The 21,062-nt window shown below is 46.3% G+C and carries 20 protein-coding genes and 1 tRNA gene; 16 read left to right on the top strand and 5 right to left on the bottom strand.

The window, feature by feature from the left end; translation table 11 throughout:
- Positions 1-126 precede the first annotated feature (126 nt).
- From RDO88_RS07905 to rplT, 16 genes are all read left to right on the top strand, one after another.
- A complete protein-coding gene (locus RDO88_RS07905; protein WP_374043923.1) occupies positions 127-543 on the top strand; it encodes a lipocalin-like domain-containing protein in 417 nt (138 codons plus the stop codon).
- 33 nt (positions 544-576) lie between these two features.
- Positions 577-1,080 carry an SPOR domain-containing protein gene (locus RDO88_RS07910; protein WP_307758894.1) on the top strand — a complete coding sequence of 168 codons (504 nt, stop codon included), beginning with the start codon at positions 577-579 and terminating at the stop codon, positions 1,078-1,080.
- A 178-nt stretch (positions 1,081-1,258) separates the two neighbouring features.
- Positions 1,259-2,083 carry a 3'(2'),5'-bisphosphate nucleotidase CysQ gene (gene cysQ, locus RDO88_RS07915; protein ID WP_307758861.1) on the top strand — a complete coding sequence of 275 codons (825 nt, stop codon included), beginning with the start codon at positions 1,259-1,261 and terminating at the stop codon, positions 2,081-2,083.
- A 10-nt stretch (positions 2,084-2,093) separates the two neighbouring features.
- Positions 2,094-3,647, top strand: coding sequence for an SLC13 family permease (locus RDO88_RS07920; RefSeq protein WP_307758895.1), 1,554 nt, complete (start codon positions 2,094-2,096; stop codon positions 3,645-3,647).
- A gap of 26 nt (positions 3,648-3,673) precedes the next feature.
- Positions 3,674-4,276 (top strand): adenylyl-sulfate kinase, encoded by a 603-nt coding sequence (gene cysC, locus RDO88_RS07925; RefSeq protein WP_204968853.1) that lies wholly within the window; start codon positions 3,674-3,676, stop codon positions 4,274-4,276.
- 9 nt (positions 4,277-4,285) lie between these two features.
- Entirely contained in the window at positions 4,286-5,197 is a 912-nt protein-coding gene (cysD, locus tag RDO88_RS07930; protein WP_021847613.1) for a sulfate adenylyltransferase subunit CysD, read from the top strand.
- A 26-nt stretch (positions 5,198-5,223) separates the two neighbouring features.
- Complete coding sequence (gene cysN, locus RDO88_RS07935; protein WP_021847612.1) at positions 5,224-6,684, top strand: sulfate adenylyltransferase subunit CysN; 1,461 nt, start codon at positions 5,224-5,226, stop codon at positions 6,682-6,684.
- Positions 6,685-6,824: 140 nt separating this feature from the next.
- Positions 6,825-7,931: a sulfotransferase gene (locus tag RDO88_RS07940; protein WP_307758862.1), complete on the top strand. Its 1,107-nt coding sequence runs from the start codon at positions 6,825-6,827 to the stop codon at positions 7,929-7,931.
- Between the two features lie 22 nt (positions 7,932-7,953).
- On the top strand, positions 7,954-8,919 hold the full coding sequence (locus tag RDO88_RS07945) for a PCMD domain-containing protein (protein ID WP_374043926.1): 966 nt from the start codon (positions 7,954-7,956) through the stop codon (positions 8,917-8,919).
- A 43-nt stretch (positions 8,920-8,962) separates the two neighbouring features.
- Positions 8,963-9,385, top strand: a complete 423-nt coding sequence (ruvX, locus tag RDO88_RS07950; protein WP_307758863.1) for a Holliday junction resolvase RuvX — start codon at positions 8,963-8,965, stop codon at positions 9,383-9,385.
- A gap of 40 nt (positions 9,386-9,425) precedes the next feature.
- The gene (gene def / locus RDO88_RS07955) at positions 9,426-9,980 is read left to right on the top strand and encodes a peptide deformylase (protein ID WP_307758864.1); all 555 of its coding nucleotides are present in this window, start codon (positions 9,426-9,428) and stop codon (positions 9,978-9,980) included.
- Between the two features lie 9 nt (positions 9,981-9,989).
- The gene (locus RDO88_RS07960; RefSeq protein WP_307758865.1) at positions 9,990-12,032 is read left to right on the top strand and encodes a tetratricopeptide repeat protein; all 2,043 of its coding nucleotides are present in this window, start codon (positions 9,990-9,992) and stop codon (positions 12,030-12,032) included.
- A gap of 74 nt (positions 12,033-12,106) precedes the next feature.
- Complete coding sequence (gene thrS, locus RDO88_RS07965; RefSeq protein ID WP_307758866.1) at positions 12,107-14,047, top strand: threonine--tRNA ligase; 1,941 nt, start codon at positions 12,107-12,109, stop codon at positions 14,045-14,047.
- A 119-nt stretch (positions 14,048-14,166) separates the two neighbouring features.
- Positions 14,167-14,769, top strand: coding sequence for a translation initiation factor IF-3 (gene infC / locus RDO88_RS07970; RefSeq protein ID WP_004294850.1), 603 nt, complete (start codon positions 14,167-14,169; stop codon positions 14,767-14,769).
- Positions 14,770-14,834: 65 nt separating this feature from the next.
- Complete coding sequence (gene rpmI, locus RDO88_RS07975; RefSeq protein ID WP_004289895.1) at positions 14,835-15,032, top strand: 50S ribosomal protein L35; 198 nt, start codon at positions 14,835-14,837, stop codon at positions 15,030-15,032.
- Positions 15,033-15,133: 101 nt separating this feature from the next.
- Positions 15,134-15,484, top strand: coding sequence for a 50S ribosomal protein L20 (gene rplT, locus RDO88_RS07980; RefSeq protein WP_022020876.1), 351 nt, complete (start codon positions 15,134-15,136; stop codon positions 15,482-15,484).
- A gap of 396 nt (positions 15,485-15,880) precedes the next feature.
- On the opposite strand, the gene RDO88_RS07985 is transcribed toward rplT, so the two are convergent.
- The 5 genes from RDO88_RS07985 to RDO88_RS08005 all read right to left on the bottom strand — a co-directional run bounded on the left by RDO88_RS07985 (position 15,881) and on the right by RDO88_RS08005 (position 20,673).
- Positions 15,881-17,188 carry an AMP-binding protein gene (locus RDO88_RS07985; RefSeq protein WP_307758867.1) on the bottom strand — a complete coding sequence of 436 codons (1,308 nt, stop codon included), beginning with the start codon at positions 17,186-17,188 and terminating at the stop codon, positions 15,881-15,883.
- A gap of 37 nt (positions 17,189-17,225) precedes the next feature.
- Positions 17,226-17,807, bottom strand: a complete 582-nt coding sequence (locus tag RDO88_RS07990; protein WP_307758868.1) for an indolepyruvate oxidoreductase subunit beta — start codon at positions 17,805-17,807, stop codon at positions 17,226-17,228.
- Between the two features lie 14 nt (positions 17,808-17,821).
- Positions 17,822-19,414, bottom strand: a complete 1,593-nt coding sequence (locus RDO88_RS07995; RefSeq protein ID WP_307758869.1) for a thiamine pyrophosphate-dependent enzyme — start codon at positions 19,412-19,414, stop codon at positions 17,822-17,824.
- Positions 19,415-19,487: 73 nt separating this feature from the next.
- Complete coding sequence (gene mltG, locus RDO88_RS08000; RefSeq protein WP_307758870.1) at positions 19,488-20,519, bottom strand: endolytic transglycosylase MltG; 1,032 nt, start codon at positions 20,517-20,519, stop codon at positions 19,488-19,490.
- 81 nt (positions 20,520-20,600) lie between these two features.
- Positions 20,601-20,673, bottom strand: a tRNA-Thr gene (locus tag RDO88_RS08005).
- Positions 20,674-21,062 lie beyond the last annotated feature (389 nt).

Raw genomic sequence — 21,062 nt, forward strand, 5'->3', positions numbered from 1 at the left:
TTCTTTTTTAGTTGGAAATATTGTTCTTTTCGGAGGTATCTTCTGTGTTTTAAATATATTTAACGGCTATGGATGGCGTCGGATAATTGGTTAGGTGTACTTTTGTCGCTAATTATAGAGAAACGTATGAAAGGACTGAAGAAAAGTATAAATATTTTGTCGCTTTGTATAGTCTTGTTTTGCTGCATTTCCTGTATGAATGGAGGGGATTCTCCTTGGGTAGGGAAGTGGCAGTTGCGTGAGTATCAGTATCCGGATGGGACTACTACTAAGGTGGACAGTGTATTTTATGGATTTCAGAAAGGTTCGTTCCTTACTTATTATATGGGTACCGATGGTGGATACCGTTCGATGTATGGATATTATGAGGAGGAAAATGATGAAATTACCATCCATCTGTGGCAACCTGAAGTGGACGACTATACTTATCAAAAATGGTTCGGATGGGAGAATGATGCCCGGACTTTTAAGGTTGAGGAGTTGAATTCTGATAGAATCAGATTGAACTATCATGATACAATTTATGTTTTTCGTAGTTATTGATTGACAATTATAAACTTTAAAAACGATATGAAAATGAAAAAATTTGCAGTATTGGGAGTGGGTGTTTGCGTGGCACTGGCATTCTCGTCTTGTAAGTCAAGTGAAAGTGCTTATAAAAAAGCGTATGAAAATGCAAAGAAGCAGGAATTGGCTGAAACAACGCAGGAAGCAACTGTGGTTGAAGAAGCTGCTCCTGTGGTAAGTGCACCGGTAGAAGCTCCGAAGGTAGTGGAAAGTGCACAGGCTGGTGTACGTGAAGAGAAGGTTTCGGTTGTATCTGGTTCTGATTTGAAAGACTATAATGTAGTAGCCGGTAGTTTTTCTGTAAAAGCAAATGCAGAAAACTTGAAGAATTTCCTTGATAAGGAAGGATATAATGCAACGGTAGCCTTCAATGCAGAAATTGCCATGTATCGTGTAATTGTAAGTACCTATCATGACAGAGCTTCTGCTGCCAGTGCACGTGATGCTTTCAAGGCCAAATATCCCAACAGAAAAGACTTTCAGGGAGCGTGGCTGCTGTATCGCATTAACTGATGCGGCATGCCTGCATTTGCATGAGAAAATAAATAAAAAGGTGGTGGCGTAGATGCCGCTGCCTTTTATCGTTTCTCAAAGAGTGAATTTCGTTTAAAAGAAGTTATAAAACGAAAGTTGAAAACTTTTTTCAGGGAAATAGTTTTTAATTTTACGCCTCACATTTTCTAAAAATAGTATGGAGCAGAAATACATATTGAAGGCTATCGATGCTGCTTTGGCAGCTGGTGAGAAAATCCTTTCCATTTATAATGATCCGAATTCTGATTTTCAAGTTGAAAAGAAAGCGGATAATTCTCCCTTGACCATTGCTGACCGTGCGGCACATGAAGTCATTTGTAGCCTGTTGGCTGATACTCCGTATCCTGTTTTGAGTGAAGAGGGTAAATCGAAATCGTATGAGGAACGTAGGGCGTGGCAAGAATTGTGGATTGTCGACCCGTTGGACGGAACGAAGGAGTTTATCAAACGTAATGGTGAATTTACCGTCAATATCGCTTTCGTACAAAATTCTATTCCCTGCATGGGCGTTATTTACTTGCCAGTGAAGCATATCCTTTATTTTGCCATGGAAGGATTGGGCGCTTATAAATTGACGGATGTAACATCGCGTGGAGACGCTTCATTGGAGGAATTGATTGCAAAGGCTGTTCGTTTGCCGATTGAAGCGGAACATGATAAATATGTGATTGTCGCTTCGCGTTCGCACTCAACGCCCGAGACGGAACGGTTTGTAGAAGAAGCCAAAACCGTTCATCCGAATGTAGAATTGATTTCGAGTGGAAGTTCCATCAAGATATGCCTGGTGGCCGAAGGAGTAGCAGATGTTTATCCGCGTTTTGCCCCAACAATGGAGTGGGACACGGCTGCAGGACATGCCATTGCGCGTGCTGCTGGTATGGAGGTCTATCGGGCAGGAATGGATGTACCATTGAGTTATAATAAGGAAGACTTGCTGAATCCATGGTTCATTGTAGAGCCGAAGCGTGTCGGACATAAATGAAGACTGGATGATGACTTTTGAGATTGTACTTGTATTATTGGGATTGGTAGGCATGGTAGCCGCCTTGATACTCGACAAGATGCGTCCGGGCATGGTGTTGTTTTCGGTCGTGGTCTTGTTTTTGTGTGCTGGTATTCTGACTCCGAAAGAGATGTTGGAAGGGTTCAGCAACAAAGGTATGATAACGGTCGCTTTGCTTTATCTAGTCAGTGAGGGTATCCGCCAGTCGGGTGCTTTGGGGCAGCTGATCAAGAAGTTGCTGCCTCAGAAGAAAACAACGGTTTTCAAGGCCCAGCTTCGTATGTTGCCAACCATTTCTTTCATTTCTGCCTTTCTGAACAATACGCCTGTAGTAGTAATCTTTGCTCCCATCATCAAGCGGTGGGCCGATTCGGTCAAGCTGCCGGCCACGAAGTTTCTTATTCCCTTGTCATACGTTACTATTTTGGGAGGTATCTGTACCCTGATTGGTACTTCGACCAATCTGGTGGTACATGGCATGATATTGGAAGCCGGTTATGAAGGGTTTACAATGTTTGAATTGGGTAAGGTCGGTATTTTTATAGCTATTGCAGGAATTCTTTATTTGTTCATTTTTTCGTCGAAATTGTTGCCCGATGTCCGTAAGGATTCAGCGGAAGTGGAGGAAGATACGGAGGAAAAAGGGAATCTGCATCGGGTGGAAGCCGTTTTGGGACCTCGTTTCCCTGGTATCAACAAACGGTTGAAGGACTTCAATTTCAAACGTCATTATGGCGCTGAAGTGAAGGAAATCAAAAGGGGTGGACAAAGTATCACAGAGAATCTTGAAAACCGTTATTTGCGTGAAGGCGATACGCTGGTAGTGATGGCAGACGATTCGTTTATCCAGACGTGGGGCGAGTCTTCAGTTTTTGTCATGCTGGCCAATGGCAAGGATAATGAGCCTGTGCCCGGACGAGGTAAACGTTGGCTGGCTTTGGCCTTGCTGGTGTTGATGATTGCCGGCGCCACCATCGGAGAACTTCCTTTCGTGAAGGAAGCTGTCCCCAATATGCAGCTGGATATGTTCTTCTTCGTTTCGATAACAACCATCATCATGGCGTGGACGAAGATTTTCCCTGCGCGGAAATATACCAAATACATCTCTTGGGATGTACTTATTACCATTGCCTGCGCCTTCGCTATCAGCAAGGCGATGGTCAATTCGGGTGTGGCCGATATGGTAGCCAAATACATCATTGGCTTGAGCGACCATTACGGACCTCATGTCTTGCTGGCGGCCGTGTTTATCATTACCAATCTGTTCACGGAACTTATCACGAACAACGCGGCGGCGGCTTTGGCTTTCCCCTTGGCGCTCTCCATTTCTACACAGTTGGGTGTAAGTCCTGTGCCGTTCTTTGTGGTGATTTGTATGGCGGCTTCCGCCAGTTTCTCTACCCCCATCGGCTATCAGACAAACTTGATTGTGCAAGGTATCGGTAACTATAAGTTCACGGATTTTGTTCGTATCGGGCTGCCGTTGAACATCATTACCTTCCTGATATCTGTCTTTCTGATACCTGTAATCTGGCCTTTTTAAATGTATAATATATAAGAATAAGAAGAATGGAAAATAACAACATATATCCGATATTTGACCGAATGATGACGCGAAGCGACAAGGAAGCCTTGTTGGGGCAACACAGCCTGATGGTGTGGTTCACAGGGCTGAGCGGTTCGGGCAAGAGTACCATTGCCATCGCTTTGGAGCGCGAGCTGCATCAGCGTGGACTTCTGTGCCGCATCTTGGACGGAGACAACATCCGTAGCGGCATCAATAACAACTTGGGTTTTTCCGAAGCCGACCGTGTGGAGAATATCCGTCGCATAGCCGAAGTGTCCAAACTCTTTGTTGATACAGGCATTATCACCATTGCCGCCTTCATCAGCCCCAGCAACGACATCCGCGAGATGGCGGCCGATATCATCGGCAGGGACGATTTTGTGGAAGTATATGTCAGCACTCCCATTGAGGAATGCGAACGTCGCGACGTGAAAGGCCTTTATGCCAAGGCGCGTCGGGGCGAAATCAAGAACTTTACGGGTATTTCCGCTCCTTTCGAAGCGCCTGAACATCCTGCGTTGACGCTCGACACGTCGGTGCTTTCCTTGGAAGAATCCGTTCACAAACTGTTAGAACTCATATTACCCAGAATTCAGAAGAAATAAGATAGAAAGATGAAAGAAGAGTACAAACTTAGTCATTTGAAGGAACTCGAAGCCGAGTCCATTCATATCATTCGTGAGGTGGCGGCCGAGTTCGAGAATCCTGTGATGCTCTATAGCATCGGCAAGGACTCGTCCGTGATGGTGCGTCTGGCCGAAAAGGCCTTCTATCCGGGCAAGGTGCCCTTCCCCTTGATGCACATCGACTCCAAGTGGAAGTTTAAGGAAATGATTCAGTTCCGCGACGAATATGCCAAGAAATACGGATGGAACCTGATTGTAGAGAGCAATATGGAAGCCTTCAAGGCGGGGGTAGGCCCCTTTACGCATGGCAGCAAGGTGCATACCGACCTGATGAAGACACAGGCTCTGCTCCACGCACTCGACAAGTATAAGTTCGATGCCGCCTTCGGTGGCGCCCGTCGTGACGAGGAAAAGTCGCGTGCCAAGGAACGTATCTTCTCTTTCCGCGACCGTTTCCACCAATGGGACCCCAAGAACCAGCGTCCTGAGTTGTGGGACATCTACAACGCACGTGTCCACAAGGGCGAGAGCATCCGCGTATTCCCTTTGAGTAACTGGACGGAACTGGACATCTGGCAATACATCCGCCTGGAGAATATCCCCATCGTGCCGCTCTACTTTGCCAAGGAAAGACCTTGCGTGGAGATAGACGGCAATCTGATTATGGCCGATGACGACCGCCTGCCCGAGCAGTACCGCGACAAGATACAGATGCGTATGGTGCGTTTCCGCACCTTGGGCTGCTGGCCGTTGACAGGCGCCGTGGAGAGCGAAGCCGACACCATCGAAAAGATTGTGGAGGAGATGATGACCACTACCAAGAGCGAACGCACCACGCGTGTCATCGATTTCGACCAGGAAGCCAGCATGGAGCAGAAGAAGCGTGAAGGATATTTTTAAACGAACGATTAAGGATTTTGAAGACAATGGACAACAATAAATTGGATATAAAGGCCTTTCTGGACAAGGATGAACAGAAAGACTTGCTTCGCTTTCTGACGGCAGGGTCGGTGGACGACGGTAAGTCCACCCTGATAGGACGCCTGTTGTTCGATAGCAAGAAATTGTATGAAGACCAGCTGGACGCCTTGGAGCGCGACAGCAAGCGTATGGGTAACGCCGGCGATCACATCGACTACGCCCTTCTGCTGGACGGATTGAAAGCCGAACGCGAGCAGGGTATCACCATCGACGTGGCCTACCGCTACTTCTCGACCAACAACCGCAAGTTCATCATTGCCGACACGCCGGGGCACGAGCAATATACGCGCAACATGATTACGGGCGGCTCGACGGCCAACCTGGCCATTATCCTCGTGGATGCACGTACGGGTGTCATCACCCAGACGCGTAGACACACCTTCCTGGTATCTCTGCTGGGTATCAAGCACGTCGTTTTGGCCGTGAACAAGATGGACTTGGTGGATTTCTCCGAGGAGCGTTTTAACGAGATTGTATCCGTTTACAAGGAATTTGTCGCTCCGTTGGGCATCCCCGATGTGACTTGCATCCCCTTGTCTGCACTCGACGGCGACAACGTGGTGACCAAGTCGGAGCGTACACCTTGGTATAAAGGTACGTCGCTGCTCGACTTTCTGGAGACCGTCCACATTGACAACGACCACAACTTCAACGACTTCCGCTTCCCCGTCCAATACGTACTTCGCCCCAACCTCGACTTCCGTGGTTTCTGTGGCAAGGTCGCTTCGGGCGTCATCCGCAAAGGCGATGAAGTGATGGCATTGCCTTCACGCAAGAAGTCGCGCATCAAGAGCATCGTGACCTACGACGGTGAGTTGGATTATGCCTTCCCGCCCCAGTCGGTAACGCTGACTTTGGAAGACGAGATTGACGTGTCCAGAGGCGAGATGCTGGTACATCCCGACAACCTGCCGATGGAAGACCGCAACTTCGAGGCCATGCTCGTGTGGATGGACGAGGAGCCGATGGACGCCAACAAGTCCTTCTTCATCAAGCAAACTACCAACTTGAGCCGTACGCATATCGACACCATCAAGTACAAGGTGGATGTCAACACCATGGAGCACCTCTCTTTGGAGAATGGCAAGCTGACGCGGGAGACACTCCCCATGCAGCTCAACCAGATTGCTCGCGTGGTATTCACCACGGCCAAGGAATTGTTCTTCGACCCTTACAAGCAGAACAAGGCGACGGGTTCGTTCATCCTGATTGACCCTATCACCAACAACACCAGCGCCGTCGGCATGATTATCGACCGCGTGGAGAGCAAGGATATGCATCAGGGCGAAGAATTGCCCGTGCTCGACCTTGTGAAGCTGGGCATCGCTCCCGAACATTACGAGGCGATAGAGAAGGCCGTGAAGGAGCTCGAACGCCAGGGGTTGGGCGTGAAAGTGGTGAAATGAGGAAAACGCTCCTCCGAGTAGCACAAAATAAAAGGATGCTTTCCCTTGGAGAAAAGGCTGTTTTCTTGTGGAGAAAACATTGCTTTCTCCAAGGCATGGTATCGGAAGTAAAAAACAGAGTGAATATTTGAGAAAAAGATATGGGTTTATTAGAATTTAGCAAGCTCCCCATCAATACGCTGGTGGGAGCCGATTGGAAAACCTTCAACCAGATAACCGCCGGCCGCACCATCGACGCTTCCTACAAAGGGAAGTATCGGCTGACGAAGGCCGTGTGCCGCCTGCTCTCCACGCTGGTGTCGTTGCAGGACAGAAAATACGAAAAACTGCTGGCTGACAAGCCGTTGGAGCATGACCCTGTGTTCATCTTGGGACATTGGCGGAGTGGTACGACGTTTGTGCACAACGTCTTTTCGTGCGACAAGCACTTCGGCTACAATACCACCTATCAGACCGTTTTTCCACACCTGATGATGTGGGGGCAGCCCTTCTTCAAGAAGAACATGAGTTGGCTGATGCCCGACAAGCGTCCGACCGACAACATGGAGCTGGCCGTTGACCTGCCTCAGGAAGAGGAGTTCGCGCTGGCCAACATGATGCCCTACACCTATTACAACTTCTGGTTCCTGCCCAAGCACATGCAGGAGTATGCCGACAAGTACCTCCTCTTCGAAGACATTACGGACGAAGAACTGAAGGTGTTCGAGGAAGTCTTTGTGAAACTCATCAAGATATCCTTGTGGAATACGCACGGCACCCAGTTCTTGAGCAAGAACCCTCCCCACACGGGCCGCGTGAAAGAGCTGGTCAAGATGTTCCCCAACGCCAAGTTTATCTACCTGATGCGCAATCCCTATACGGTGTTCGAGAGTACGCGCAGCTTCTTCACCAATACCATCCAGCCCTTGAAGCTTCAGGACATCAGCAACGAAGAGCTGGAAAAGAACATCCTTTCCATCTACGCCAAGTTGTATCACAAGTACGAGGCCGACAAGAGTTGTATCCCTGCCGGCAACCTGATTGAGGTGAAGTTCGAGGACTTCGAGGCCGACGCTATGGGTATGACGGAGCATATTTATCAGGCATTGTCCATCCCTGGCTTTGCGGAAGCTCGCGCCGACATCGAGAAATATGTGGGAGGCAAGAAGGGATACAAGAAGAACAAGTACAAGTATGATGACCGCACGGTGCACTTGGTTCAGGAGAACTGGGGCTTTGCATTGGAGCAGTGGAAATATGAGTTATAAATAGGAAAAAGGTAAAAAGATGATGTGTAGAAAATTTGTATTATATATGGCGATTGCCATTGCCTCGTTGTGGAGTGGGGTGGCTATGGCCCAGCCTCATGCCGAGCCTATCGCTTTTGGGGATATGGACCAGTGGGTGGACCGTCAGATTAAGGAATCAGGTATTATCGGTGGAGCTACCAAGCATGTCTATGCCATCGGCCCCACAAAGACCATCGTAGGCGACGAACCCTACACCAATATGGGAGGTTCCCCTTGGGCCACTTCCAATGTCATGGCCAAGGTGGCAGGTATCACCAAAACCAACACTTCTGTATTTCCTGAGAAGAGAGGCGACGGCTACTGTGCCCGTCTTGATACGCGTATGGAGAGTGTCAAGGTCTTCGGTTTGGTGAACATCACGGTGCTTGCGGCAGGTTCAGTATTCTTGGGCGACGTGCACGAACCTATCAAAGGGACGCAAAACCCGCAGAAAATGTTGAACTCGGGCATCCCTTTCACCAAGAAGCCGGTAGCTATCCAGTTCGACTACAAGGTCAAGATGTCCGACCGCGAGAAACGTATCCGTGCAACAGGCTTCAGTCGCATAACCGATGTTGATGGAAAAGACTTCCCTGCCGCCATCCTGTTGTTGCAGAAGCGTTGGGAAGACAAGGACGGCAACATCTATGCCAAGCGTGTAGGTACGATGGTGGTGCGTTATTATGCCACTACTCCTGATTGGAAAAACAATGCTACGTACGACATCATGTATGGCGACATTACGGGTAACCCCAACTACAAGGCCCACATGATGCGCCTGCAGGTAGAGGAGCGTTATGCCATGAACAGCAAGGGTGAAAGCGTACCTATCCATGAGGTGGCATGGGGAACGGAAGACGACGTACCTACCCACATGGTACTTCAGTTTACCTCCAGCCACGGAGGTGCCTATATCGGTTCGCCCGGCAATTCGCTTTGGATAGATAATGTGAAACTCATCTACTGATTGTTTGGCAGAAACAATTAAAGTTGTATTTTTGTGCCCGAATATGGGAAGACTATTGGCTATAGATTATGGAAAGAAGCGCACGGGGATTGCTGTGACCGATACCCTGCAACTGATAGCGAACGGGCTGACGACGGTGCCTACACACGAGTTGCTGGCCTTTATCCTTGACTATGTGTCCAAAGAACCAGTCGAACGTATTCTGGTGGGGCTTCCCAAACAGATGAACAACGAGGCTTCGGAGAACATGAAACGTATAGAGCCGTTTGTCCGCTCCTTGCAGAGGAAGTTGCCTGACATGCCGGTGGAGTACGTAGACGAACGGTTTACATCCGTCCTGGCCCATCGTACCATGCTTGAGGCCGGTCTGAAGAAGAAAGACAGGCAGAACAAGGCGCTGGTCGATGAAATCAGTGCCACCATCATCCTGCAGAGTTACCTGGAGAACCGAAGCCTGATGAGATAAACTTAGACTGAACAACGTAATATAATAAAGGAATAGAATTATGATTTTACCCATTTATACATACGGGCAACCTGTCTTGAGAAAAGTTGCCGAAGACATTACCCCCGAGTATCCTGAACTGAAAGAACTGATTGCAAATATGTTCGAAACGATGGATCGTGCGGATGGAGTAGGGTTGGCTGCTCCTCAGATCGGACTTCCTATCCGTGTGGTTGTAATCAATCTGGATGTCTTGTCCGATGACTTGCCCGAATTCAAGGGATTCCGCAAGGCCTATATCAATCCTCATATCATAGAGGTGTCGGGCCAGGAAGTATCGATGGAAGAAGGCTGCTTGAGTTTGCCTGGCATTCATGAGAGTGTGAAGCGTGGCGACAAAATCCGTGTGAAGTACATGGACGAGGATTTCAAGGAGTACGAAGAAGAAGTCGAGGGATATCTGGCCCGTGTCATGCAGCATGAGTTCGACCATCTGGAGGGAAAAATGTTCATCGACCATTTGTCGGCTTTGCGCAAGCAGATGATTAAAGGAAAACTGAATGCCTTGCTCAAGGGAAAGGCTCATTGTACATACAAGGTGAAGACCGTGAAATAAGGGTTGAAAATGATAAGGAGATTACTGATAGCTATACTGTTGTGGCCGGCGTGTTTGTGTGCCCAAATCAATACGGAGCGTGTGATGATGATTGCCCGGAATGCATTGTATTTCGAGGATTATGTACTTTCCATTCAGTATTTCAATCAGGTAATCAGCGCCAAGCCTTATTTGTACGAACCTTATTTTTTCCGTGGATTGGCCAAAATCAATCTCGACGACTATCAGGGAGCTGAGGCCGATTGTGATGAAGCTATCCGACGTAACCCTTTTGTGGTCGGTGCCTATCAGATAAGAGGACTGGCTCGTATCCGTCAGAACAATTTTGATGGAGCCATTGAAGACTATCGGGCGGCTTTGAAGTACGATCCTGAAAATCTGGTCTTGTGGCATAATCTGACCCTTTGCCACATGCAGAAGAAGGACTATACGGCGGCCGAAGACGATCTGGAGAAACTGCTGTCCATCTCTCCCCGCTATACACGCGCCTATCTGATGAGGGGCGAGGTGAATCTGCAACAGAAAGATACCGTTGGTGCCTTGCGCGATTTTGATAAGGCGCTGGAACTGGACCGTTATGATGCCGATGCTTGGAGCGCACGCGCGTTGGTGAAACTCCAGTTGAAGGACTATAAGTCGGCCGAAGAAGACTTGAACCAGGCTATCCGACTGAGTATCAAGAATGCAGGAAATTACATCAATCGTGCTTTGGCTCGTTTCCACCAGAACAATCTTCGTGGCGCCATGCAAGACTATGATTTGGCTCTGGATATTGATCCCAATAACTTTATCGGCCATTACAACCGAGGTTTGCTTCGTGCGCAGGTCGGCGACGACAACCGGGCTATTGAAGATTTCGACTTTGTGCTGAAGATGGAGCCGGACAATATGATGGCTACCTTCAACCGTGGTTTGTTGCGTGCGCAGACAGGAAATTATCAAGGTGCCATTGAAGATTATTCGAAGGTAATTGAACAGTATCCGAACTTCCTGACTGGATATCACTATCGTGCCGAAGCGCGTCGGAAGATTGGTGACCGAAAGGGAGCCGAACAAGATGAATTCAAGTTGATGCAGGCACAGTTGGATCGTCTGAACAACAAGCAGAGTAGCAGTCAGAAGGATCTGGCCGATGCGGGTGACGGCGAAGCTGGCGAGGAAAAGACGCGTAAGAAGTCGGACAAGAATATGGAAAACTATCGGAAAATCGTGATAGCCGACGATTCAGAGAATACACAACGCTACACGAGTGATTATCGCGGCCGTGTGCAGGATCGCAATGTGGTAGTCAAGTTGGAGCCTATGTATGCCTTGACTTATTACGAGAAAATCAGCGAGGTGAAGAAAACGGTGCATTTCTACAAGGCAATCGATGCTTTGAACCTTGCAAAACGCTTGCCAAAGCCTTTGCGGATTACCAATATGGAGGCTCCGCTGACCGAAGAACAGGTGAAATATCACTTTGCATTGATAGATTCTCATACGTCGGACATTGTAGCTCATCCGCAGGACGCTTTGAAACGCTTTGCCCGTGGTATGGATTTTTATTTGGTGCAGGATTTTGACAGCTCGATAGAAGACTTTACACAAAGTATTCTTTTGGACGGTGAATTTTTCCCAGCTTATTTCATGCGTGCGTTGGTGCGTTGCAAACAACTCGAATACAAAAAGGCTGAGGCCATGTCAGAGGAAAATTCTTCTTCCACTTCCTTGTCGTCGAACGATGGCCGGAAGGAAGTGAGTGGAGTCGATTATGAGGTGGTCAAGAAGGATTTGGATAAGGTAATCGAGTTGGTACCCGATTTCGTTTATGGTTACTACAACCGTGGAAATGTCTCGTCGGCCTTGAAAGATTATCGTGCGGCCCTTGAAGATTATAATAAGGCCCTTGAGTTAGATCCGGAATTTGCGGAAGCTTACTTCAATCGTGGCTTGACACACATCTTCCTGGGGAACAACAAGCAGGGGATCTTGGATTTGAGTAAGGCAGGCGAATTGGGTATTGTTTCGGCCTATAACATTATCAAGCGTTTTACAGATGTCCGCGAATAACATTTTTTGTGAAATGAGTGATTTTAGAAAATAAATCTTTATTTTTGCGTTCAGAATTCGAAATACATAACATTATGATAAAGATAACTTTTCCAGACGGCTCTGTTCGTGAATATAACGAAGGAGTGACAGGACTGCAAATTGCAGAAAGTATTAGCTCAAGACTGGCTCAAGAAGTCTTGGCTTGTGGTGTGAATGGTGAAACCTATGATTTGGGACGCCCCATTCAGCAGGACGCTGATTTCGTCCTTTATAAATGGGAGGATGAGCAGGGTAAACATGCCTTTTGGCATACCAGCGCCCACTTGCTGGCCGAGGCTTTGCAGGAACTTTATCCAGGTATCCAGTTTGGTATCGGTCCGGCTATTGAGAATGGTTTTTATTACGATGTCGATCCGGGTGAGACTCCGATTAAGGAGGCCGATCTTCCCGCTATCGAGAAGAAAATGGCAGAACTGGTAGCCAAGAAAGAGGCTGTTGTTCGTCAGGACATTTCGAAAGCCGATGCCTTGAAGATGTTTGGTGACCGTGGTGAAACATACAAATGTGAACTGATATCCGAATTGGAGGATGGTCACATTACTACTTATACGCAAGGAGCATTTACGGATCTTTGCCGCGGTCCTCATTTGATGACAACTGCTCCTATCAAAGCCATTAAGCTGACTTCTGTTGCCGGCGCTTATTGGCGTGGACAGGAAGACCGCAAGATGATGACCCGTATCTATGGTATCACTTTCCCGAAGAAGAAGATGTTGGATGAATATCTTGTGCTGCTGGAAGAAGCCAAGAAACGCGACCATCGTAAAATTGGCAAGGAGATGGATTTGTTCATGTTCTCCGATACGGTAGGCAAGGGACTTCCGATGTGGTTGCCGAAGGGTGCCGCATTGCGTATCCGTCTGCAAGAGTTCTTGCGTCGTATTCAGGCACGTTACGATTATCAGGAAGTGATGTGTCCGCCTATTGGAAATAAGTTGTTATATATCACTTCCGGACACTATGCCAAATATGGTAAAGATTCGTTCCAGCCCATCCATACGCCGGAAGAAGGTGAGGAGTACTTCCTGAAGCCGATGAACTGCCCTCATCACTGTATGATTTACAAGAACTCTCCCCGTTCTTATAAAGATCTGCCTTTGCGCTTGGCAGAGTTCGGTACGGTTTGCCGTTACGAACAGAGTGGCGAGCTTCATGGGTTGACTCGTGTCCGTAGTTTCACGCAAGATGATGCGCATATCTTCTGCCGTCCCGATCAGGTGAAGGATGAATTCCTGCGTGTGATGGACATAATCTCGATTGTGTTCCAGTCCATGCATTTTGAGAATTTCGAAGCACAGATTTCTTTGCGCGATAAAGTGAACCGCGAAAAGTATATCGGTAGCGATGAAAACTGGGAAAAGGCGGAACAGGCCATTATCGAGGCTTGTGAAGAAAAGGGGCTGAAAGCTAAAGTTGAGTATGGTGAAGCAGCTTTCTATGGTCCTAAGCTGGACTTTATGGTGAAAGACGCTATCGGTCGCCGTTGGCAGTTGGGAACCATCCAAGTAGACTATAACTTGCCCGAACGCTTCCAGCTGGAATATACGGGAGCTGACAACCAGAAGCACCGTCCGGTAATGATTCATCGTGCGCCGTTCGGTTCTATGGAACGTTTCGTTGCCGTACTTATCGAGCATACAGCCGGTAAATTCCCGTTGTGGCTGACTCCTGATCAAGTAGCTATCCTGCCTATCAGTGAGAAATTCAATGACTATGCCCAGGAAGTGAAAGACTATCTGAAGAGATACGATGTTCGCGCCATTGTGGATGAACGTAACGAAAAGATCGGACGTAAGATTCGTGATAACGAAATGAAACGTATTCCCTATATGCTGATTGTAGGTGAGAAAGAGGCTGAAAACAGAGAAGTTTCCGTCCGCAAACAAGGCGAAGGCGACCAGGGAACCATGAAATTTGAAGAATTTGCTAAAAAAGTGAACGAAGAAGTTCAAAATATGATAAATAAATGGTAACTTTGCGCCCAATTGTAAAAGCATAGCATACATACGATGTTCTAAAGACCGCTTTTACTTAACAAAAAAATAATTTGGTAGTAATAAACAAGAAACAAACTGGAAGTAAACGTTATTTAATGAAGAATGACAGCTTAAAAGGGCAACATCGGATTAATGAGCAAATCCGTGCCAAAGAAGTCCGCATTGTGGGCGATGAAGTGGAACCTAAAGTATATCCGATAGCTCAGGCCTTAAAGATGGCCGAGGAGATGGAAGCGGATCTCGTAGAGATTTCTCCAAATGCACAACCCCCTGTTTGTCGTATTATTGATTACTCTAAATTTCTTTATCAGTTAAAGAAGCGTCAGAAGGAACAAAAGGCGAAGCAGGTGAAAGTAAACGTGAAGGAAATTCGTTTCGGTCCCCAAACGGACGACCATGACTATAACTTCAAGTTGAAGCATGCCAAAGGCTTTTTGGAAGATGGAGACAAAGTAAAGGCATACGTGTTCTTTAAAGGTCGTTCTATCTTATTCAAGGAGCAGGGAGAGGTTTTGCTGTTGCGCTTTGCCAATGATTTGGAAGACTATGCAAAAGTAGATCAGATGCCGATTCTGGAAGGAAAGAGAATGACTATTCAGCTTTCTCCGAAAAAGAGCGCTGCTCCCAAGAAACCTGCTGCACCGAAACCGGCAGAGGCTTCAAAAGCTGCTCCGGCTGAAGAACAAAGCGAAGACTAAAGAAATGAGTAACGCCACAGGTATAGTGCGTTGCCATATAATTAAATAATTAAAAAATAAGTAAGATGCCAAAGATGAAGACTAACTCCGGTTCTAAAAAGAGATTTACTCTTACCGGAACAGGTAAAATCAAAAGAAAGCACGCTTTTCACAGTCACATTTTGACTAAGAAAACTAAGAAGCAAAAGAGAAATCTGTGTTACTCTACAACCGTTGATATAACGAATGTGAGCCAGGTTAAGGAACTCTTAGCTATGAAGTAATCAAAAGCGTAAGAAGTATTATTAAAGTTATTAACCGAATGCATTAGCTTTAAGTCCGCTGCGTGAAGCACTGGCGCTAACATTCAAAAACAAGTAAAACTATGCCAAGATCAGTAAATCATGTTGCTTCTAAAGCAAGAAGAAAGAAAATTTTGAAATTGACCAGAGGTTACTTTGGTGCAAGAAAGAACGTTTGGACCGTTGCCAAGAATACTTGGGAGAAAGGTTTGACGTATGCGTTCCGTGACCGTAAGGCCAAGAAGAGAAACTTCCGTGCATTGTGGATTCAGCGTATCAATGCTGCTGCACGTTTGGAAGGTTTGTCTTATTCTAAGCTGATGGGTGCTTTGCATAAGGCTGGAATTGAAATCAATCGTAAAGTTTTGGCCGATTTGGCTGTAAATCATCCCGAAGCATTCAAGGCTATCGTTGCTAAGGCTAAAGCAGCATAAGCTATCTAAATAGCTGAAGATTTATGAAAGTGCCGGACTTATATAAGTTTCCGGCACTTTTTTTTATTTTTCCTTGTTTCTTTCATATAATCTTCTTACCTTTGGTGTAGAAAATAATAGCCGCATTGATTGGATCGGGAAACTCATCAAATTATACGAAATACCGAGACAAGCTTCAGTTCTCAATGGCGGGCCACGCCCTTCGGGGTAACCTTTGAGTCGGTGGATTACAAAGAGGACGAGCACTCAAATCATGTCTATCGGAGTTTCATCACATCATCGGTGCGGCTTTCTATACAAAAAGAGGGTATGTCAAAATAGACGTACCCTCTTTTTGTATATTTCAAGTCCCTCCGTTCGTCTCCTTTGGAAAGAAACGAACGGAATGGTACCTGCTTACTTGTTATTTCTTAAATCTTTTACTCTTACAGCTTTTCCCTCACTCTGTGGCAGCGAACCTTTTTTTACCAGCTTAACTTTAGGGGTTACCAGGATTTCGTCCTTGAGCTGACGGGTGATTTCTTTTCGAATCTTCTCTAGTTCGATGTAGCTGTCGGTCGATAAGTCGCTGAGTTCTACTTCCACAATCATCTCATCTTGATTGTCGATGGTATCCAATGTTATGAGGTAATTGCTTCCCAGTTCTGGGAATTGTACTAATATTTTCTCTACCTGCATAGGGAAAATATTGACGCCTTTGATGATGAACATGTCATCACTGCGACCTTTGATGCGGTCGATACGTATATGTGTTCGTCCGCATGGACATTCTCCAGGCAGGATGCGTGTCAGGTCACGTGTGCGGTAGCGTATCAACGGCATCATTTCACGGTCGAGAGTTGTTAGTACCAGTTCGCCTACTTCTCCGTCAGGTACAGGTTCACCAGTTTCAGGATTTATAATTTCAACCAGATAGCAGTCTTCCCAGAAGTGCATGCCATTTTGTTCTGTACATTCAAATGCTACCCCCGGTCCGTTCATTTCCGTCATACCGAAACTGTTGTAGGCTTTTACGCCCAACATACGTTCAATCTTTTTGCGTTGTTCGTCTGTATGAGGTTCTGCACCTATAACCAATGTCTTCAGACTAGTGGAAGTAGGGTCAATTCCTTCCGATTGGAAAACTTCTGCCAAGCGAATAGCATAACTGGGAATAGCGTGTAGAGCCGTTGTATGGAAATCTGTGATAAACTTTATTTGACGTTTACTATTACCGGCAGCGGCAGGTACCGTTAATGCCCCCAATCGTTCTGCTCCATATTGGAATCCTAATCCTCCAGTAAACATTCCATAGCCCGAACTGTTTTGGAAAACATCTGTTTTGCGAATTCCTACCATATACAGACATCGTGCCACTAGGTTGGCCCAAGAGTCCAAATCGTGTTGGGAGTGTACGATAACGGTTGGCGTACCTGTCGTTCCACTTGATGAGTGGATACGTACTCCATCTTCCCGCATATCTCCAGCTACCAATCCAAATGGATAATTGGCCCGCATATCTGCTTTGGTCGTAAATGGTATCTTACGGATGTCGTCCAGTGTCCGGATACTTTCTGCTGTAATGCCATGTTCTTGAAACATTTTCTTATAGAAAGGGGAATGAGCTGCGATGCCGATTGTCTTCCTTAATTTTTGCAATTGCAACTCACGAAGCCTTTCGCGTGGCATGGTTTCTATGTCTTCTTCCCAGTATTTGCTATTCATGGTTGTAATGGTTATTGGTTCTTTCAATTAGTTGGAATCAGATACTTTTTTCTGCAATTTCCTTGCCGGCAGCCAATGCTTTGAGATTTAAAGCTACAATGTCTTCTCCTTTTCGTTGGAAAATCTCCCGGACGCTGTCTTGCATGATTTCGTAATCTATTCCTAAGAAAGGAATTGTGGCTCCCAGAAGGACAATGTTGGCTACTCGCAGAGAACCTGTTTGCTTGGCCACCTCATTTACGTTGAGTATGATTTTGTGCGGCAGCTTATTCAGCTCTGCTCTGAGGTTCTCTTCTGTAGGATAATTTGGTATATTGACAAACGGAGTCTCATTAGTAATGAGCCATCCTTCAGGGCTGAGGTATGGCAGATAACGCAGAGCTTCCATAGGTTCCAGTGAGAGAATGATGTCACATTTCCCTGTAGGGATAAGATCGGATGCGATAGGCTGGTCGCTTATACGCAGATTGGATTGTACATCACCTCCACGCTGGCTCATCCCATGCACTTCGGCTTGTTTCATATACAATCCTGATTTAAGTGCGGCTTGTCCGATAACGGTGGCTATTGAGAGGATGCCTTGTCCTCCCACACCCGACAAAATAATATCTTTCTTCATGGCTGTTCTTGATTTTATTTGTTACGTTTTTTACGTGCCAACGTTTGGATGCATTCTCTTCGGGGAATGATGACTGACACACCTTTGTAATTAATTTCCTCGCGGATTACTTGTTTCATCTCTTCATAGTTCTTTTTCAGGGGAACTACTACACGGATATGCTCGGGGGTAACGCCAATTCCCTGACAGATACTTTCCAAACGTCCTGTACCTGCCGAATCTTGTCCGCCGGTCATGGCGGTGGTTTCATTGTCGGAAATAACAATGGTGACGTTGGCGTTTTCGTTTACACAATCCAGCAAGCCTGTCATGCCCGAATGTGTGAAGGTTGAATCACCGATTACGGCAACGGCCGGATGCAAACCTGAGTCGGCTGCTCCTTTGGCCATCGTAATGGAAGCTCCCATGTCGACACACGAATTGATGGCATGGAAAGGTGCATTCGCTCCCAGTGTGTAGCAACCTATGTCGCTGAATACTTTGTGTGTTGGATATTCTTCCTTCAAGACTTGGGTCAATACGGTGTACATGTCACGATGTCCACATCCTTCGCATAATGCAGGTGGTCTCATTTCTACCAATGCGGGAGTTTGGAATGTTGGCCGGTTGTCTTTGCCCAAAGCATGGGCAACACTGTCCGGGGTCAGTTCGCCATCGGTCGATAATGTGCCGTCCAGTCTTCCTTTTACGTGAACGCCCAGTCCCAAATAACCTTTCAATTGTTTTTCGACGAAAGGCTGTCCGTCTTCCAAAACCAGAAATTCGTCACACTCTTCTACCAGTTTCATCAGTTGTTTCTTGGGAAGGGGATATTGGCCTATTTTCAATACAGGGTATTCACAACCTTCCGGATAGTTTTCCATCAGATAATTGTAGCCGATTCCACAAGCTATGATACCCATTTTCTTATTGTTTCCTTCTATATATTGATTGTAGGGTGAATTTTCCGATGCTTGTACAAAGACTTCTTGTTGCTGGAGTAGGGCTTTGTAGCGTTTGCGGGCATTGCCGGGCAGCAGGATGAACTGACGTGGATCTTTACTGAACGAAAGAGGGTTTTGGGGTTGTGCCGTTTTTCTTTCTACACCAGAACGGGAATGTGCCAGGCGGGTCACGATGCGGAACAGGATGGGTTCGCCCATCTCTTCAGAAAATTTAAATCCGTTGTATATCATGTCGTATGCCTCTTGCTGGTTACTGGGTTCATACATGGGTATCAGCGCGAAGTCACCATAGAAACGGCTGTCTTGTTCGTTTTGTGAGGAGTGCATACTGGGGTCATCTGCGGCAACCACTATCATGCCGCCTTTTACGCCGGTAATGGCCGAGTTGATGAAACAGTCTGCCGCAACGTTCATTCCAACGTGTTTCATACAGACCAGCGAACGTTTGCCGGCAAACGACATGCCCAAGGCGGCTTCCATTGCCGTTTTTTCATTGCTGCACCAATGGTTGTGTATGTTACGTTCTGCTGTTTCCGGTGCAGCCTGAATGTATTCTGTTATTTCCGTTGAAGGAGTACCTGGATAGGCATAGACACCCGACAAGCCTGCGTCGAGTGCCGCTTGGGCGACTGCTTCGTCACCGAGGAGTAGTTGTTTGCTCATATCTTTCTTCGTATTTTGTTTGGATTCGGTTATACGGAGGCAAATATAAGCTTTTACTCTTATTTTATCAAATCTATTTAAAAATCTTTCTTTTGTTCAGTGCATTCCTGTATTTTCTGGCATTCTGCATGTGTTCCGCGTAGGTTGATGCAAAATTGTGTGTTCCCGAGAAATCCTCTTTGGCACACATATATAAATATTTGTGGTGTTCATAGTTCAGAACGGCATCGATACCGGCAGGAGTAGGGATACGTATGGGGCCTGGCGGAAGGCCTGCATACCGATAAGTGTTGTAAGGAGAGTCTATTTCAAGATGTGCGTTGCTGATTCTTCGCAGACTGAAGTCTTGCCAGGCAAACTTGACGGTCGGGTCAGCCTGTAGAGGGATTCCGGCACGCAGGCGGTTTATGTATAGTCCTGCCACTGTAGCTTTCTCTTGGGCATTGTTAGTCTCTTCTTCTACAATAGAGGCCAGTGTGATGACTTGTGCCGGAATCATTCCTAAAGAGTCTGCCTGTGCCAGTCTGTGTTTGTTCCAAAAGCGGTTATGCTCTTTCACCATTCGTTTGAAGAAATCATCGGCACTCATATCCCAATATACCTGATAGGTGTTGGGAATGAAGAGAGCTGGCAGCGTTTTTGGGGTATATCCTTGTTTTTCCCAATAGGCGGAGTCTGATAATCCTTGCATTATTTCGATGGAATCAGCCATGATTTGCCTGCTTACGTTTCGTGCCAGCTTGTCTAAAGTGCGCACACTTCCTATTACGAGGTTGATAGGCTCTTGATGTCCTCTGGACAATCGGCTGAATACGTGGTATACATTGTCTTTCGGATAGATGGCATAACGGCCGGTATGAATGTGCTCCGGATATTGTTTCAATCGGGCCATCCAGTATAGCCCTGACATCCTGCCGGGAGATGCTGTAACTTTCAGCTTATGATAGACCGAATCGATGTTGTCATCTCTGTCTATATAGATGTAGACTTTTGTTTGCGGATGGAATTGTGGCGCAAAAATCAAATGATATACTATCCCTGCGCAACAACTTCCTATTACCAGCAGGATACATAATATGATGAGAAGTTTCTTTTTATTGTTCATGAAAGTCCATATTTTTATGGCAAATGTAGTAATTTGTTCCAAAAGAAAAAAGAGATACTGTAATCAGTATCTCTTTCTCTGAGCCGATAGCCGGACTTGAACCGGCGACCTACGCGTTACGAATGCGTTGCTCTACCAACTGAGCTATATCGGCGTGTCCCGATTGGCTTACGGCGTGCAAAGGTACAGCTTTATTTGGATATCCAAAACATTTAGGCTGTTTTTTTTGTTTTATTTTTATAGGTGTACTTTAATCTGCTGAATATCTTTGATATAGAATTCAAAACTTTTGGTTCTCATGTCACCCTTTTGAAGTAGTTTATTATGTACAAAAATGCAGAAGGCATAAATATATCAAAAGTCTCAAGTAGGAATAATGAGGTTTGTGGAATTCTTTCCGACACTGGATAAGATACTGTTTTGTATAATAGATGATTGAAACTTAAATTTAGACTTCTGATTCATATTGCTGTTGATCGAATGGAAGCACCAATGCCCAGACTGAAGGCGTTTTTCACCATTCTTCAGTCTGGGCATTTGCAT

The sequence above is a fragment of the uncultured Mediterranea sp. genome (genome assembly GCF_902493215.1).
In the GTDB taxonomy this organism is placed as follows: domain Bacteria; phylum Bacteroidota; class Bacteroidia; order Bacteroidales; family Bacteroidaceae; genus Bacteroides.